General features: G+C 70.9%; 12 protein-coding genes and 1 tRNA gene. 2 read left to right on the top strand and 11 right to left on the bottom strand.

Going from position 1 to position 14748, the window contains the following annotated elements; translation table 11 throughout:
* Positions 1-105 precede the first annotated feature (105 nt).
* The 3 genes from WQ53_RS13035 to WQ53_RS13025 form a co-directional block, all read right to left on the bottom strand.
* Complete coding sequence (locus WQ53_RS13035; RefSeq protein ID WP_052633048.1) at positions 106-705, bottom strand: hypothetical protein; 600 nt, start codon at positions 703-705, stop codon at positions 106-108.
* Positions 702-2096, bottom strand: coding sequence for a DNA repair protein RadA (gene radA / locus WQ53_RS13030; RefSeq protein ID WP_052633046.1), 1395 nt, complete (start codon positions 2094-2096; stop codon positions 702-704). The genes WQ53_RS13035 and radA overlap by 4 nt, the downstream gene beginning before the upstream one ends.
* Before the next feature lie 114 nt (positions 2097-2210).
* Positions 2211-2286 (bottom strand) — tRNA-Thr (locus WQ53_RS13025).
* A 155-nt stretch (positions 2287-2441) separates the two neighbouring features.
* On the opposite strand from WQ53_RS13025, the gene WQ53_RS13020 reads away from it, so the two are divergent.
* Entirely contained in the window at positions 2442-4757 is a 2316-nt protein-coding gene (locus WQ53_RS13020; protein ID WP_052633044.1) for a DUF3772 domain-containing protein, read from the top strand.
* Positions 4758-4981: 224 nt separating this feature from the next.
* Here the strand turns inward: WQ53_RS13020 and ispH are convergent, their stop codons facing one another.
* From ispH to murJ, 5 genes are all read right to left on the bottom strand, one after another.
* Complete coding sequence (gene ispH / locus WQ53_RS13015) at positions 4982-5932, bottom strand: 4-hydroxy-3-methylbut-2-enyl diphosphate reductase (protein WP_052633042.1); 951 nt, start codon at positions 5930-5932, stop codon at positions 4982-4984.
* Positions 5933-5984: 52 nt separating this feature from the next.
* Positions 5985-6491: a signal peptidase II gene (gene lspA, locus WQ53_RS13010; protein WP_052633040.1), complete on the bottom strand. Its 507-nt coding sequence runs from the start codon at positions 6489-6491 to the stop codon at positions 5985-5987.
* 2 nt (positions 6492-6493) lie between these two features.
* A complete protein-coding gene (gene ileS / locus WQ53_RS13005; RefSeq protein ID WP_052633038.1) occupies positions 6494-9340 on the bottom strand; it encodes an isoleucine--tRNA ligase in 2847 nt (948 codons plus the stop codon).
* A gap of 5 nt (positions 9341-9345) precedes the next feature.
* On the bottom strand, positions 9346-10428 hold the full coding sequence (locus WQ53_RS13000) for a bifunctional riboflavin kinase/FAD synthetase (protein WP_052633037.1): 1083 nt from the start codon (positions 10426-10428) through the stop codon (positions 9346-9348).
* A 127-nt stretch (positions 10429-10555) separates the two neighbouring features.
* Complete coding sequence (gene murJ, locus WQ53_RS12995; RefSeq protein ID WP_052633035.1) at positions 10556-12115, bottom strand: murein biosynthesis integral membrane protein MurJ; 1560 nt, start codon at positions 12113-12115, stop codon at positions 10556-10558.
* A 131-nt stretch (positions 12116-12246) separates the two neighbouring features.
* Here murJ and rpsT point away from each other — a divergent pair, with 131 nt between their 5' ends.
* On the top strand, positions 12247-12516 hold the full coding sequence (gene rpsT / locus WQ53_RS12990; RefSeq protein ID WP_052633033.1) for a 30S ribosomal protein S20: 270 nt from the start codon (positions 12247-12249) through the stop codon (positions 12514-12516).
* A gap of 103 nt (positions 12517-12619) precedes the next feature.
* On the opposite strand, the gene obgE is transcribed toward rpsT, so the two are convergent.
* The 3 genes from obgE to rplU form a co-directional block, all read right to left on the bottom strand.
* Positions 12620-13675: a GTPase ObgE gene (gene obgE / locus WQ53_RS12985; protein WP_052633030.1), complete on the bottom strand. Its 1056-nt coding sequence runs from the start codon at positions 13673-13675 to the stop codon at positions 12620-12622.
* A gap of 190 nt (positions 13676-13865) precedes the next feature.
* Complete coding sequence (gene rpmA / locus WQ53_RS12980; protein WP_052633028.1) at positions 13866-14126, bottom strand: 50S ribosomal protein L27; 261 nt, start codon at positions 14124-14126, stop codon at positions 13866-13868.
* Positions 14127-14144: 18 nt separating this feature from the next.
* Positions 14145-14453: a 50S ribosomal protein L21 gene (gene rplU / locus WQ53_RS12975; protein WP_052633026.1), complete on the bottom strand. Its 309-nt coding sequence runs from the start codon at positions 14451-14453 to the stop codon at positions 14145-14147.
* Positions 14454-14748: the final 295 nt, after the last annotated feature.

Raw genomic sequence — 14748 nt, 5'->3', positions numbered from 1 at the left:
CACGACCGACGGGCCGTCGGCAGGCGCGGCGGATCCGGCCGCCACGCGGCCGCCCTTGTCGCGCATCGCCAACACACCTGCTGGTTGACCACCCTGGCCAGCACCTCAGGCCAGCAGCAGGCCCCCGCCGACGAGCGCGCCGAGCAGCGCGCCGCCCAACACCTCCGGCAGCGTGTGCCGCGCCAGGCGCAGCCGCGACCAGGCCAATGACGGCGCCGCCAGCAGCAGCACCATCGCGCCCGGTGCCCACAGGCCGAGCAGCGCCGTTCCCGCGAACAGCAGGCTGGCCATGTGCAGCGACAGCTTGATCCAGCGGTTGGCCAGCCCGGCCACGCACAGCATCGCCACCGCCGCTGCCGCCCCGCTCGACAGCGGCGAAGCCCGCCCGCCCATCCACCACCACCAGCCGCCGGCCAGCAGCAGCGCCAGGCCGTAGAGCAGCGGCCGCTCGCGCGGGCGCGACGCGTCCACCGTGCTCCAGCGACCGCTGCGCCATCGCTGCAGAACGAAGGCCCAGACGATGGCGACCACCACCGCCATGCCGAGCAGCGCCTTCGGCAGCGCGGCCGGGTCCAGTTGCCAGGCGGCGACCAGCACCAGCGCGGTGAACACCGCGAACGGGTGCAGCAGCAGCGACAGCACGCGGGCCGCGCCCAGGCCCGGACTGGCGGCTGGCTCCGGCAGGCTCCGCTGCGGTTCGCTCACGCGTATTCCAGCGCGTCGGCCAGGCGCTCGACCGCGATCACTTCCAGGTCCTTGTGGCGCACCGCGCGCGGCACGTTCGCCTTGGGCACGATCGCACGCCTGAAGCCGTGGGTGGCGGCCTCGCGCAGCCGCTCCTCGCCGTTGGGCACCGGCCGGATCTCGCCGGACAGGCCGACCTCGCCGAAAGCCACGGTCTTGTCGGCCAGCGGCCGGTCGCGCAGCGAGGACAGCACCGCCAACAGCACCGGCAGATCGGCCGCGGTCTCCTGCACGCGGATGCCGCCCACGACATTCACGAACACGTCCTGGTCGCCGACCACCACCCCGCCATGCCGGTGCAATACGGCCAGCAGCATCGCCAGCCGGTTCTGCTCCAGGCCGACCGCGACCCGGCGCGGGTTGGACAGCGGCGAGGAATCCACCAGCGCCTGCACCTCGACCAGCAGCGGCCGGGTGCCCTCGCGGGTCACCATCACGCAGCTGCCCGGCTGCTGCGAGCTGCCGGACAGGAAGATCGCCGACGGGTTGGGCACTTCCTTCAGGCCCTTGTCGCCCATCGCGAACACGCCCAGCTCGTTGACCGCGCCGAAGCGGTTCTTGAACGCGCGCAGCACCCGGAAGCGGCTGCCGCTCTCGCCCTCGAAGTACAGCACCGCGTCGACCATGTGCTCGAGCACGCGCGGACCGGCGATGCCGCCCTCCTTGGTGACGTGGCCGACCAGGAACACCGCGGTGCCGGTCTCCTTGGCGTAGCGCACCAGCCGGGCGGCGCTCTCGCGCACCTGACTGACCGAGCCTGGCGCGGCGGTCAGCGATTCGGTCCACAGGGTCTGCACCGAGTCGGCCACGATCAGCTTCGGACGCGCCTGCGAGGCGTGCTGCAGGATCGACTCGACCCCGGTCTCGGCCAGCGCCTGCAGGTTGTCCAATGGCAGGTCCAGGCGCACCGCGCGCCCGGCGACCTGGGCCAGCGATTCCTCGCCGGTCACGTACAGCGCCGGCAACTGCGCGGCCATGCTGGCCAGCGCCTGCAGCAGCAGGGTCGACTTGCCGATGCCCGGGTCGCCGCCGACCAGCACCACCGCACCCTCGACCAGGCCGCCGCCGAGCACCCGGTCCAGCTCGCCGATACCGGTGGACACCCGCACCTCCGCGGTCTGGCTGACGTCCTTGAGCGCGGTGACCTTGGGCGGATCGACCTTGCCGGCCCAGCCGGAACGCCGCGACGCGCCGGGGCCGGCAGGGGCGCCGGCCGGCTCGAGCACCACCTGCGAGAGAGTGTTCCAGGCGCCGCATTCGCCGCACTGGCCCTGCCACTTGCTGTATTCGGCGCCGCATTCGCCGCAGACGTAGGCGGTGCGCGCGCTGGACTTGGTGGAGAGCTTGGCCACGGATGCGGGAGTGTTCCGGAACGGGAGGCCACTGTAGCCGCGGCCGGTCTCCGCTGGCGAGACGGCGGCCTCCGGAAACGACGAGGCCCCGCCGGAGCGGGGCCTGTCACGATCTGGTGCCGGAAACAGGAGTCGAACCTGCGACCTACGCATTACGAATGCGCCGCTCTACCAACTGAGCTATTCCGGCAATGGCCAGCCGCGCGGGCGCGTCCGGGGGCGGAATTCTAACGGTTCGGGGGCGGGCAGACCAGCGGCGGCGGTATGCCCTGCCTTCACCGGGCGCAGACGGAGCCGCGCGGCGACGGTGATAACTTAGCCCCCTGCCCAGAGCCCGCGTACCGCATGCGCCATCGCCTCCCGTTCCCGCGCTCCGTCCTCCTGGTCCTGTTCCTGGCCCTGCTGCCGGCATGGCCGGCGGCGGCGCAGGCACCGGCGCTGGAGCAGGCGCGCCAGCAGCTGGAAGAGATCGGCACAGCGCTCGACGGGCAGACGGACGATGCCGCGCTGCAGGCGTCGCGCGACGCGGTGCTGAAGATCCAGGCCGGCGCCGACCAGATCATCGCCGAGCGCACCCCGCAGCTGCAGAGCCTGGACGCGCGCCTGGCCGAACTGGGCGACGCTCCGGCCGGCGAGGACCAGGAAGCGGCCGAGGTCACCCGCGAGCGGCGCAGCCTGCAGCAGCAACGCAGCGAGGTGGACGCGGAGCTGCGCCAGGCCAAGCTGGCGTCGGTGGAAAGCGGCCAGCTGCTCGAACGGATCGCCGCCGAACGCCAGGCGACCTTCCGCCGGACCCTGTCCGAGCGCACCACCGCACCCTGGAGCCCGCGCTTCTGGCGCGAGCTGGGCGACAACCGCCAGCGCGATGACGCACGCCTGGCAGGCCTATGGCGGGACGCGCGCGATGCGGTGGTCGAACGCTGGCAATCCGGGCCGCTGCGCTCGTCGATGTACCTGCTGCTCGCGCTGCTGGTGGCGGTGGTGGTCGGCTGGTTCGGCGCGCGCAGCGTGCCGCGGCTGGTCGGCAAGCACATTCCCGCCGGTCCGCTGCGCCGCTCCGCGCCCGCGCTGGCGCGGGTGCTGCTGTCGACGCTGGCGGCGTGGTGGATCGTCGGGCTGCTCAACGCGGCGCTGCTGCCGGCGAGCCCGCCGCTTGCCGTCGGCCGGCTCGCCAACCTGGCCGGCAACCTGCTGGTGTTCGCCACCTTCGTGACCACGCTGGGGGCGGTGCTGCTCTCGGTTCGCCGCCCCTCCTGGCGCCTGCCTGCGATCTCCGACGAGGGCGCGGCCGCGCTGCGCCCGCTGCCCCTGGCCGCGGCGCTGGCGATCGTGCTCGCCACCTTCCCGCAGCGGCTGGGCGCGCTGGTCAATGCCAGCCTGCCGCTGGCGGTGGCGCTGACCGCGCTGGCCGCGCTGGTCTCCACCTCGGTGGTGCTGCTGGCGCTGCTGCGCGTGCACCGGTTGCAGGCCCGGACCGTCGAGGCCGCCGACGGGACCTGCAAGCCGCATTTCCGGCCCTGGATCAACGTCGCCACCGGCATCGGCTGGGTCGGCGCGGCGGTCTGCCTGCTGGGCCTGCTGACCGGGTACGTGGCCCTGTCCGGTTTCATCGCCCTGCAGCTGCTGTGGACGGCGGTGATGCTGGCCACGCTGTACCTGGGCATGCGCTTCATCGACGACTTGGTCTGTGCGGTGCTGGGCGCCAATGGCCTGGCCGGGCGCCGGATCAACAACCGCTTCGGCCTGGACCCGCGCCACGTCGAGCGGCTGGCGGTGGTGCTCTCGGCCGTGCTGCGCACCCTGCTGGCGCTGCTGGGCCTGATCGCGCTGGCGATGCCCTACGGCGCCAGCGGCGACGACCTGATCGACCGCGCCCTGGGCCTGGCCCGCGGCATCACCATCGGCGAACTGGTGCTGAGCCCGGCCAGCGTGGTCCGTGCGATGGCGGTGTTCCTGCTGGCCACCGGCGCGTTCCACCTGATCAAGCGCTGGCTGGCGCGGCGCTACCTGCCGACCACGCGCATGGACGAGGGCATGCGCGCCTCGGTGGTCGCCCTGTTCGGCTACGCCGGCATCGTGGCGGCGGTGGCGATGGCACTGGCCGCGATCGGCGTCGGCCTGGAGCGGATCGCCTGGATCGCCAGCGCGCTGTCGGTCGGTATCGGCTTCGGCCTGCAGGCGATCGTGCAGAACTTCATCTCCGGCCTGATCCTGCTGGCCGAGCGGCCGGTGAAGGTCGGCGACTGGGTGGTGGTCGGCGACGCCGAGGGCGACATCCGCCGGATCAACGTGCGCGCCACCGAGATCCAGACCGGCGACCGCACCACGGTGCTGGTGCCCAATTCGGAGCTGATCACCAAGACGGTGCGCAACCGCACCTATTCCAACGCCGAGGGGCTGGTGAAGATCGTGCTGCCGATGCCGTTGGCCACCGATGCCGACCTGGTCCGCGACCTGTTGCTGGAGACGTTCCGCCAACATCCGGGAATCCTCGACGCGCCGGCGCCGAACGTGCTGATCGACGGCATCAACGACAAGGGCCAGGTGCTGTTCAGCGCGACCGGCTTCGTCGCCACGCCGCGGCAGGCCTCGTCCACGCGCAGCGCGCTGCTGTTCGAGATCCTGCGCAAGTTGCGCCAGCTCAATATCCGGATGCTGTAGGAGCGGACTTCAGTCCGCGACACGGGCGTCGGGATCATGGGGACGTCGCCTGTGCCGACGGCGTCGTGTCGCGGTCATGCCCGCTCCTACGAGAGCCAAGGCCCCCAACCGGTCGGCCCTCAGGCACAGCCTTCGGGCGTTCATCGGGCTGCACGCCGGTGGCGCGCAAGCAGCCCTCTTCCTCCCTGGCCTGCGGCGAAAGGGATGGGGCGATTGCAGCAGACTCACCCGACCAGGCGCAGCCGCAGTTCCTTGGGCAGCGCGAAGACCATGTCCTCAGGTTCGCCGTCCAGTTCGCCGACGCCTTCGGCGCCCAGCTCGCGCAGGCGGGCGATGACCCCATCGACCAGCACCTGCGGCGCCGAGGCGCCGGCGGTGAGGCCGATGTGGCGCTTGCCCGCGACCCAGGCCGGGTCGATCTCGTGCGCGCCGTCGATCAGGTAGGACTCCACGCCCTCGCGCCGGGCCAGCTCGGCCAGGCGGTTGGAGTTGGAGCTGTTCGGCGAACCCACCACCAGTACCAGGTCGCAGCGGCCGGCCAGCTCGCGCACCGCGTCCTGGCGGTTCTGGGTGGCGTAGCAGATGTCGTCGTGGCGCGGGCCCTGGATCGCGGGGAAGCGCACCTTCAGCGCCTCGATGATCCCGCGGGTGTCGTCTACCGACAGCGTGGTCTGGGTGGTGTAAGCCAGGTTGTCCGGCTGGCCGACCTGCAGGGTGGCGACGCCGTCGATGTCCTCGACCAGATGTATCGAGCCCACCCCGCTCTCCCGGTTCCACTGCCCCATCGTGCCCTCGACCTCGGGATGCCCGGCGTGGCCGATCAGGACCACGTCGCGGCCGGCACGGCAGTGGCGGGCCACCTCGAAGTGGACCTTGGTCACCAGTGGGCAGGTCGCGTCGAACACCTTGAGCCCACGCCGCTCGGCCTCCTCGCGCACCGCGCGCGACACGCCGTGGGCGCTGAAGATCACCGTGGCGTTGTCCGGCACCTCGTCCAGCTCCTCGACGAACACCGCGCCGCGCGCCTTGAGGTCGTCGACCACGAAGCGGTTGTGCACGACCTCGTGGCGCACGTAGATCGGCGCGCCCAGGGTCTCGATCGCGCGCTTGACGATCTCGATGGCGCGGTCGACGCCGGCGCAGAAGCCGCGGGGATTGGCGAGGGTGACGTCCATAGGATTCAGTCTTGCGAAACGGGGGTGGACGGGCAACAGCCTGGCACGGACATCATGAACCCGTCTTCGCCTTCCTGCCATCGAATACCCCGAACACCGCGATGCCGATCGCCCCGCCGACGATGGCCGCATCCGCCAGGTTGAACGCCGGCCAGTAGTGCCCGCGCCAGTACCACTGGATGAAGTCCACCACGTGGCCGTGGACCAGGCGGTCGATCACGTTGCCCAGCGCGCCGCCGATCACCAGCGCGTACGGCAGCGCCTGGCGCCAGTCGCCGCGTGGCGTGCGCCACAGCCACCAGCCCAGCAGGCCGCAGATGGCGAAGGCCAGCACGGTGAAGAAGGTGGCCTGCCAGCCGCCGGCATCGGCCAGGAAGCTGAACGCCGCGCCGGTGTTGTAGGTGCGGTACCAGTTCCAGAAGCCGTCGATCACCGGCACGGCGGTGTACTCGGGCAGGCTGGACAGCACCCAGGCCTTGCTCCACTGGTCGAGGACGATGACCGCCGCCGACAGCAGCAGCCAGGGCATCGCGTTGGGCTTGGGACCGGACTTGCTCATGCTCAGAACCACCGCCGCTCCTCGCCGGGCCCGTCGACATTGCTGGCGCAGCGGCCGCACAGCTGCGGATGCGCCGGATCGGCGCCGACGTCGGCGCGGTGGTGCCAGCAGCGCACGCACTTGGCCTTGGCCGTCGGTTGCGCGCTGACGAAGATGTCGTCGGTCTGCGCGGCCACCACCGAGACGTCGCCGCTGATGAACAGGAAGCGCAGCTCCTCGGCCAGCGGCTGCAGGTGGGCGGCGGTGTCGGTGCCGGCGGTCACGGTGATTTCAGCCTCCAGGGCGGCGCCGATCTGGCCGTTGGCGCGCATCGGCTCGAGCACCTTGGCGACCTGCTCGCGCAGGGCCAGCAGGCGTTCGAAGTCGGCCGCGCCCAGCTCGGCGCCGGCCGGCAGCGGCGCCAGGCCGTCGTACCAGGTGGCGAACAGCACGTTGCCGGCGCGCTGCCCGCTTTCCGTGGACGCGGGGAGATAGCCCCACAGCTCGTCGGCGGTAAAGCTCAGCACCGGCGCGATCCAGCGCACGAACGCCTCGGCGATGCGGTACATCGCGCTCTGCGCGCTGCGCCGGCCGCGCGAGTCCTCGCGCATGGTGTACAGGCGGTCCTTGGTCACGTCCAGGTACAGCGAGCCCAGGTCCACGCTGCAGAAGTTCAGCAGCGCCTGCACGATCTCGGCGAAGTCGTAGCGCTCGTAGGCCGCCTTGATCTTCTCCTGCACCTCGAAGGCGCGGTGCACGATCCAGCGGTCCAGCGCGACCATGTCCTCCAGCGGACGCAGGTCGCGGCCCGGGTCGAACCCGTGCAGGTTGGCCAGCAGGAAGCGCGCGGTGTTGCGCAGGCGGCGGTAGGCGTCGGCGTTGCGCTTGAGGATCTCCTGCGACAGCGACATCTCGTTGCTGTAGTCGGCCGAGGCGATCCACAGGCGCAGGATGTCCGCGCCCAGCGTCTTCATGATGTCCTGCGGCTCGATGCCGTTGCCGAGCGACTTGGACATCTTGCGGCCGTGCTCGTCCACGGTGAAGCCGTGGGTCAGGCACTGCCGGTACGGCGCGGCCTTGTCGATCGCCACGCCGGTCAGCAGCGAGGACTGGAACCAGCCGCGGTGCTGGTCCGAGCCTTCCAGGTACAGGTCGGCCGGCTTGCCCAGGCCGCGCTCCAGCAGCACGCCCTCGTGGGTCACACCGGAGTCGAACCAGACGTCGAGGATGTCGGTGATCCGGTCGTAGTCGGCCGCCTCGGCGCCGAGCAGTTCGGCCGCGTCCAGCGTGTACCAGACGTCGACGCCGCCCTGCTCCACCCGCTCGGCGACCTGGCGCATCAGCTCGCTGCTGCGCGGATGCGGCTCGCCGGTCTCGCGGTGCACGAACAGCGCGATCGGCACGCCCCAGGTGCGCTGGCGCGAGATGGTCCAGTCCGGCCGGCCCTCGACCATGCCGGTGATGCGGGCCTTGCCCCACTCCGGGTACCACCTCACCGTGTCGATGGCGGCCAGCGCATCGGCGCGCAGGTTCGCCTGGTCCATCGAGATGAACCACTGCGGCGTGGCGCGGAACGCGATCGGGGTCTTGTGCCGCCAGCAGTGTGGATAGCTGTGTTCGAGCCGGGTCGCCGCCAGCAGCGCGCCGCTGGCGCGCAGCACTTCGACGATGGCGTCGTTGGCCTTCCAGATGTGCTGGCCGGCCAGTTCCACGCCATGCGCGGCCGGTGTCGACGGCAGGTACACGCCGCGGCCGTCGACCGGGTTGAGCTGGGCGGCGGTGTACTTGTCGATCAGGCCGTAGGCCTTGCCGACCACGTAGTCGTCCTGGCCATGGCCGGGCGCGGTGTGCACCGCGCCGGTGCCGTCCTCGGCCGAGACGTGGTCGCCGAGGATCGCCGGGATGTCGCGCTCGTCGTAGAACGGGTGCGCGAACAGCAGGTGTTCCAGCGCCGCACCCTTGGCCCGGCCGTGCACGGTCACGCCGGCCACGCCATAGCGCTGCAGCGAGCGCTCGGCCAGCGCGTCGGCCAGCACCAGCCAGCGGCGGCGGCCGTCGCGCGCAGGCCCTTCGACCAGCGCGTATTCCAGCTCCGGGCCGAGCGACACCGCCAGCGAGGCCGGCAGCGTCCACGGCGTGGTGGTCCAGATCGGCAGCGCGACCTCGACCTCGGCCGGGACGTCCACGCCGAACGCCAAGCCCACCGCCTGCGCGTCGCGCGCGGCGTAGGCCACGTCGATGGCCGGCGACGCCTTGTCCTGGTACTCGATCTCCGCCTCGGCCAGCGCCGAGCCGCAATCGAAGCACCAGTGCACCGGCTTGACCCCACGGGTCAGGTGGCCGTTGTCGACGATCTTGGCCAGCGCGCGGATCTCGTTGGCCTCGAAACGGAAGTCCAGGGTCTTGTACGGGTTGTCCCAGTCGCCGATCACGCCCAGGCGCTTGAAGTCCTTGCGCTGGATCTCGATCTGCGACTCGGCGTACTCGCGGCACTTCCGCCGGAACTCGGTGGCGTCGAGCTTGGTCCCGACCTTGCCGTACTTCTTCTCGATCGCGATCTCGATCGGCAGGCCGTGGCAGTCCCAGCCCGGCACGTACGGCGCGTCGAAGCCGGCCAGGTACCTGGACTTGACGATGACGTCCTTGAGGATCTTGTTGACCGCATGGCCCAGGTGGATCGCGCCGTTGGCGTACGGCGGGCCGTCATGCAGCACGAACAGCGGCCGGCCGGCGGCATTGGCGCGCAGCTGCGCGTACAGGCCGTCGGCTTCCCAGCGCGCCAGGGTGTCCGGCTCGCGCTTGGGCAGGTCGCCGCGCATCGGGAAATCCGTGGCCGGCAGGTGGAGGGTGGCTTTGTAGTCGTGGGTCACGGCATCTACCGTTGCGCGGCGGCTTGGTGATAGGCGGGATGCGGCTGGGGATCCGCATTTTTTTCATTGTCCGCACATGGATGTGCGGGCTGTTGCGAGGGATTCGCACCATCGCGTGCGGGCTCTTGCGACGGACCCGCACTGTCGAACTCTTGTGGAGGATTCGCACTGAGGATCGCGCGCGCCTGCCCGGCGTCGCGGTGCATCTGCGCGGTCAGCGCCGGCAGGTCGGGGAACTTCTCCTCGTCGCGCAGCTTGGCGACGAACTCGACCTCGAGATGACGCCCGTACAGGTCGCCCTCGAAGTCGAACAGGTGCGCCTCCAGCAGCGGCTCCACCCCGTCCACGGTCGGCCGGGTGCCGAAGCTGGCCACCGACGGCCACGGCTGCGGTCCCACGCCGTGCACACGGGTCGCATAGATGCCCGACAGTGCCGGCGTCTTCGGGAAACGCAGGTTCGCGGTGGGGTAGCCCAGCGTGCGTCCTAGCTGGCGGCCACGCACCACGCGCCCGCCGATCGCATAGGGACGACCCAGCAGCGCCGCCGCATGGGCGAAGTCGCCGCCACGCAACGCCTCGCGGATCCGCGTGCTCGACACCCGTTCGCCGTGGACGTGGACCGGATCGATTTCGCCGGCGGCAAACCCCAGTTCCTCGCCCATCGCCCGCAACAGCGCCAGGTCGCCGCCGCGGCGGTGGCCGAAGCGGAAGTCCGGGCCGATCCAGACCTCGCGCGCGCCCAATCGCCCGGCCAGCACGCGGCGCACGAAGTCCTGCGCCGGCATCGCCGCCAGCGCGGCGTTGAAGCGCAGCAGGCCCAGCTTCTCCACGCCCAGGGCGAGCAGGCCCTCGATCCGGTCGCGCGGCAGGGTCAGCCGCGGCGGCGGCGCATCCTTGGCGAAGAACTCGCGCGGCAACGGCTCGAAGCTCAGGGCGACGGCGGGCAGGCCGAACGCCTGCGCACGCGCCACCGCGTGGCGCACCAGCGCCCGGTGGCCCAGGTGGAGGCCGTCGAAGGCGCCGATGCAGACCACGCTGCCGCGCGGGCACAGGGACCCGCCATCGACGTCACGGAACAGCCTGCTCATCTATCTCGCTTGACCGGTTGCATCGCCCGTCGGCGCCGGCCGGCGCCGGCCCGGGGCCGAACGCCGAAGTATAGCGGGCGCGGCCGGGCCAGCGTCCCCGGCACACACCGCGCCGGACTTGGTTGGGTCAGTGCCGCAGGTGCCGGGGCCGCAGGCCGAGGGCGAACAGCATCAGCGCGTACGTGGCCGCGCCCGCGGAGATGGCCAGCAGCAGCCACCCGACCCGGGCCATGGGCCCGCCGAGCGCGGTCCATTCCCCCACCCAGGCGCGCGCGGCCAGGACCACGGCCGCCATCGCCACGCAGGCCGTGGCCAGGCGCAGGAGGAACCGCCCCCACCCCGGCTGCGGCAGGTACAGCCCGGAACTGCGCAACACCCGCCACAGCAGCCAGGCGTTGACCATGCCGGCCAGCGCCGTGGCCAGGGCGATCCCGGCATGGCTGCCTTCCACCCCGCCCCGCCAGAGCGGGGTGACGATGGCGACCGTCAGCACCACGTTGGCCACGACGGTCCAGATCGCGGCACGCATCGGCGTCCTGGTGTCCTGGCGCGAGAAGAACGCCGGGGCGAGCACCTTGCTGAGCATGAACGCCGGCACACCCAGGCTCATCGCGCCCAGGCTGACCGCCGCCATCCGGGTATCGAACGCGGTGAAGTGGCCGTAGTTGTAGACCGTGGCGGTGATCGGCTCGGCCAGCAGCAGCAGGCCCAGGCCGGCAGGCAGGCCGGCCAGCAGCGCCATGCGCAGGCCCCAGTCGAGCGAAGCGTTGTAGCCCTCGGCGTCGGCGGCGGCGTGCCGGCGCGACAGGTGCGGCAGGATCACCGTGCCCAGGGCGACCCCGAACAATCCCAGCGGGAACTCGATCAGGCGGTCGGAGTAGTACAGCCAGTCCACGCTGCCGGCCGCCAGCAGCGAGGCGAACGCGGTACCGACAATCAGGTTCACCTGCGCCACCGAGGACGCGAACAGGGTCGGCAGCATCAGCCGCGCGACCTTGCGCACCTCCGCATGCCGGAAATCCAGGCGCAGCCGCGGCCGCATGCCCAGCCGTCCGAGCACCGACCACAGCAAGGCCAGCTGCAGCACGCCGGCCACCAGCACGCCCCACGCCAGGCCCTGCGGCGGCACCTGGAAGCGAGGCGCCAGCCAGAACATCGCCGCGATCATGGTCAGGTTGTGCAGCACCGGGGTGAACGCCGGCAGCCCGAACCGGCCCATGCTGTTGAGGATCGACGCGGCCAGCGACATCATCGAGATGAACAGCAGGTACGGGAAGGTGATCCGCAGCATCTGCGCGGTCTGCGCCAGCAGCTCCGGCTGGTCGGCCCAGCCCGGGGCGAACAGGCGCGCGATCAGCGGAGCGGCCAGCATGCCGGCCGCGCAGACCACCATCACCACCGCGCACAGCGCGCCGGCCATGTGGTCGATGAACGATTTCAGCGCCGCCTTGTCGCCACGCTCCTTGATCTCGTTGAGCACCGGCACGAAGGCCATCGCCATCGAGCCTTCGGCGAACACCCGGCGCAGGAAGTTGGGGATCCGGTAGGCCACGATGAACGCACTCATCGCCCCGCCGGTCCCGAACAGGGTCGCCTGCAGCATGTCGCGGCCGAAGCCGGCGATCCGCGACAGCAGGGTCATGCCGCTGAAGACCGCGGTCGAACGCAGCAGACGGGGACCGCTCATCGGCCCGCCCCCCCCCGCCCGGCCCCGGCGTGGCCGGGGCAGTTGACCCAAGTCTTTGAATCCGCCATAATTTCGCGTTCGCTGTATCCCACCACACCGTTTTCGCAACAGTTTTTCAGGAATCCACCGCCGTGGCCAACATCAAGTCCGCCAAGAAGCGCGCCAAGCAGACGGTCGTGCGCAACGCGCGCAACACCGCCCAGCGTTCGCAGCTCCGCACCGCCGTCAAGAAGGTCCTCAAGGCCCTGGACGCCAACGACGCCGCCGGCGCCGAGGCCGCCTACGCCGTCGCCCAGCCGCTGCTGGACCGCTTCAGCTCGCGCGGCCTGATCCACAAGAACAAGGCCGCCCGCCACAAGAGCCGCCTGACCGCCCGCATCAAGGCGATCAAGGCCGCCTGACCCCGGCTTCGCGGCCGCCCGGCCGCGGACCAGGCGCGCAACGAAAAACCCGGCTCCGGCCGGGTTTTTCGTCGTCTGGCGCCCTGCCATCCGGGGCATCGCCTCAGGCCGCGCCATTGCGCGCTTCGGCCTCGGCCGCGCGCTGCCGGTCCAGGAACGCCATCACCTCGAGCATGATCGGCCAGGTGCCCTCGCGGCCCAGCGCCGAGACCAGGAACCAGGGCTGCTGCCAGCCCAGTTCGGCCACCACTTGCGCGGCGCGCTCGGCGGCCTCGTCCTCGAACATCAGGTCGGCCTTGTTGAGCACCAGCCAGCGCGGCTTGGCCAGCAGCTCCGGATCGTGCTTGCCCAGCTCGTGCTCGATCGCGCGTACCTGCTCGGTCGGCGACACGCCTTCGACGCCGCCCTCCATCGGCGCGATGTCGACCAGGTGCAGCAGCAGCCGGGTGCGCTGCAGGTGGCGCAGGAACTGCGCGCCCAGCCCGGCGCCCTCGGCCGCGCCCTCGATCAGGCCGGGAATGTCGGCGATCACGAAGCTGCGGTGCGCCTCGACGCTGACCACGCCCAGGTTCGGGTAGAGGGTGGTGAACGGGTAGTCGGCCACCTTCGGCGTGGCCGCCGAGACGGCACGGATGAAGGTGCTCTTGCCGGCGTTGGGGAAGCCCAGCAGGCCGACGTCGGCCAGCAGCTTCAGCTCCAGCTTCAGCAGGCGCTGCTCGCCCGGCTCGCCCGGCGTGGCCTGGCGCGGCGAGCGGTTGATCGAGCTCTTGAAGTGCATGTTGCCCAGCCCGCCCTTGCCGCCGCGGGCGACCAGCAGGCGGTCGCCGTGGCGGGTCAGGTCGCCGATCACCTCGTCGGTGTCGACGTTGGTGATCACGGTGCCGACCGGGACGGTGACGACCTTGTCCTCGCCGCCCTTGCCGTACATCTGCCGGCCCATGCCGTTCTCGCCGCGCTGCGCCTTGAAGGTGCGCTCGTGGCGGAAGTCGACCAGGGTGTTGAGGTTCTCGTCGGCCACCAGCCAGACGCTGCCGCCGCCGCCGCCGTCGCCGCCGTCCGGCCCGCCCAGCGGGATGAACTTCTCGCGGCGGAAGCCGACGCAACCGTTGCCGCCGTTGCCGGCGATGACTTCGATTTCAGCTTCGTCGACGAGTTTCATGGGAAAGGCAGGGATCAGGGAATGGGGAACGGGGAATGAGACGGTGCGGCGGGTGCAAGTCTAGCGGGCCACGGATACGGAGCAGGAAGGGAAACGGCAGCGTAGCCTCACTCCCCGTTCCCGCTGTCGCTCCACCAAACGAAAAGCCCCGCACACGGCGGGGCCCTTCGCTCGTCGTTGCGCTGGAAGCTTACGCTTCGGCGACGACGCTGACGGTGCGACGCTTGGCCGCGCCCTTGGTGCCGAACTCGACCTTGCCGTCGACCAGCGCGAACAGCGTGTGGTCGCGGCCCAGGCCGACGCCGGCGCCCGGATGGAACTGGGTGCCGCGCTGGCGGACGATGATGTTGCCCGCCTCGACGGCCTGGCCGCCGAAGATCTTGACGCCCAGGTACTTCGGGTTGGAATCGCGGCCGTTGCGCGAGGAGCCTACGCCCTTTTTATGTGCCATGACGGATTCTCCTTGCAGTTAGCCGGCGATGCCGGTGATTTCGATTTCGGTGTAGTGCTGGCGATGGCCCTGCCGCTTCATGTGGTGCTTGCGGCGGCGGAACTTGATGATCCGGATCTTGTCGGCGCGGCCGTGGCCGACGACCTTGGCGGTCACGCTGGCGCCCTTGAGCGCGTCGCCGACCTTGATCCCGTCGCTGTCGCCGAGCAGCAGGACGTTGTCGAACTTGATCTCGCTGCCGGCCTCGGCCTCGAGCTTCTCGACGCGGAGCGTTTCGCCCTGCGCCACGCGGTATTGCTTACCGCCGGTTACCAGTACTGCGTACATGACCAGGCATTCCTCTGTAGTTATTGTGGTCGCTCTGCCGTCATCGAGGACGGACAGGAGCGGGATTATAGGGAATTCAGTCGGTTACGCGCAACCAGCCGCCCCGACCGTTCAGCCGCTGCCGGGGGACGGCGGCGGGGCCACCGGCGGGGAACCCGGCCCTGGGTACCCTCGCGGGGCATCACGCGGCACTGGGCCCCACCGGCCACTTCGGAATCCCCTGACCAGTTTCCATTGCCCGTCGCTCCCGCGCAGGCGGGAGCCCAGCTCCTTTGCTGTCAGTGACTTAGAGTCA

The organism is Pseudoxanthomonas suwonensis, assembly GCF_000972865.1.
GTDB classification, from domain to species: Bacteria; Pseudomonadota; Gammaproteobacteria; order Xanthomonadales; family Xanthomonadaceae; genus Pseudoxanthomonas; species Pseudoxanthomonas suwonensis_B.
Note: the sequence above shows the minus strand (reverse complement) of the source record. Positions and strands in the feature narration are given on the sequence as shown.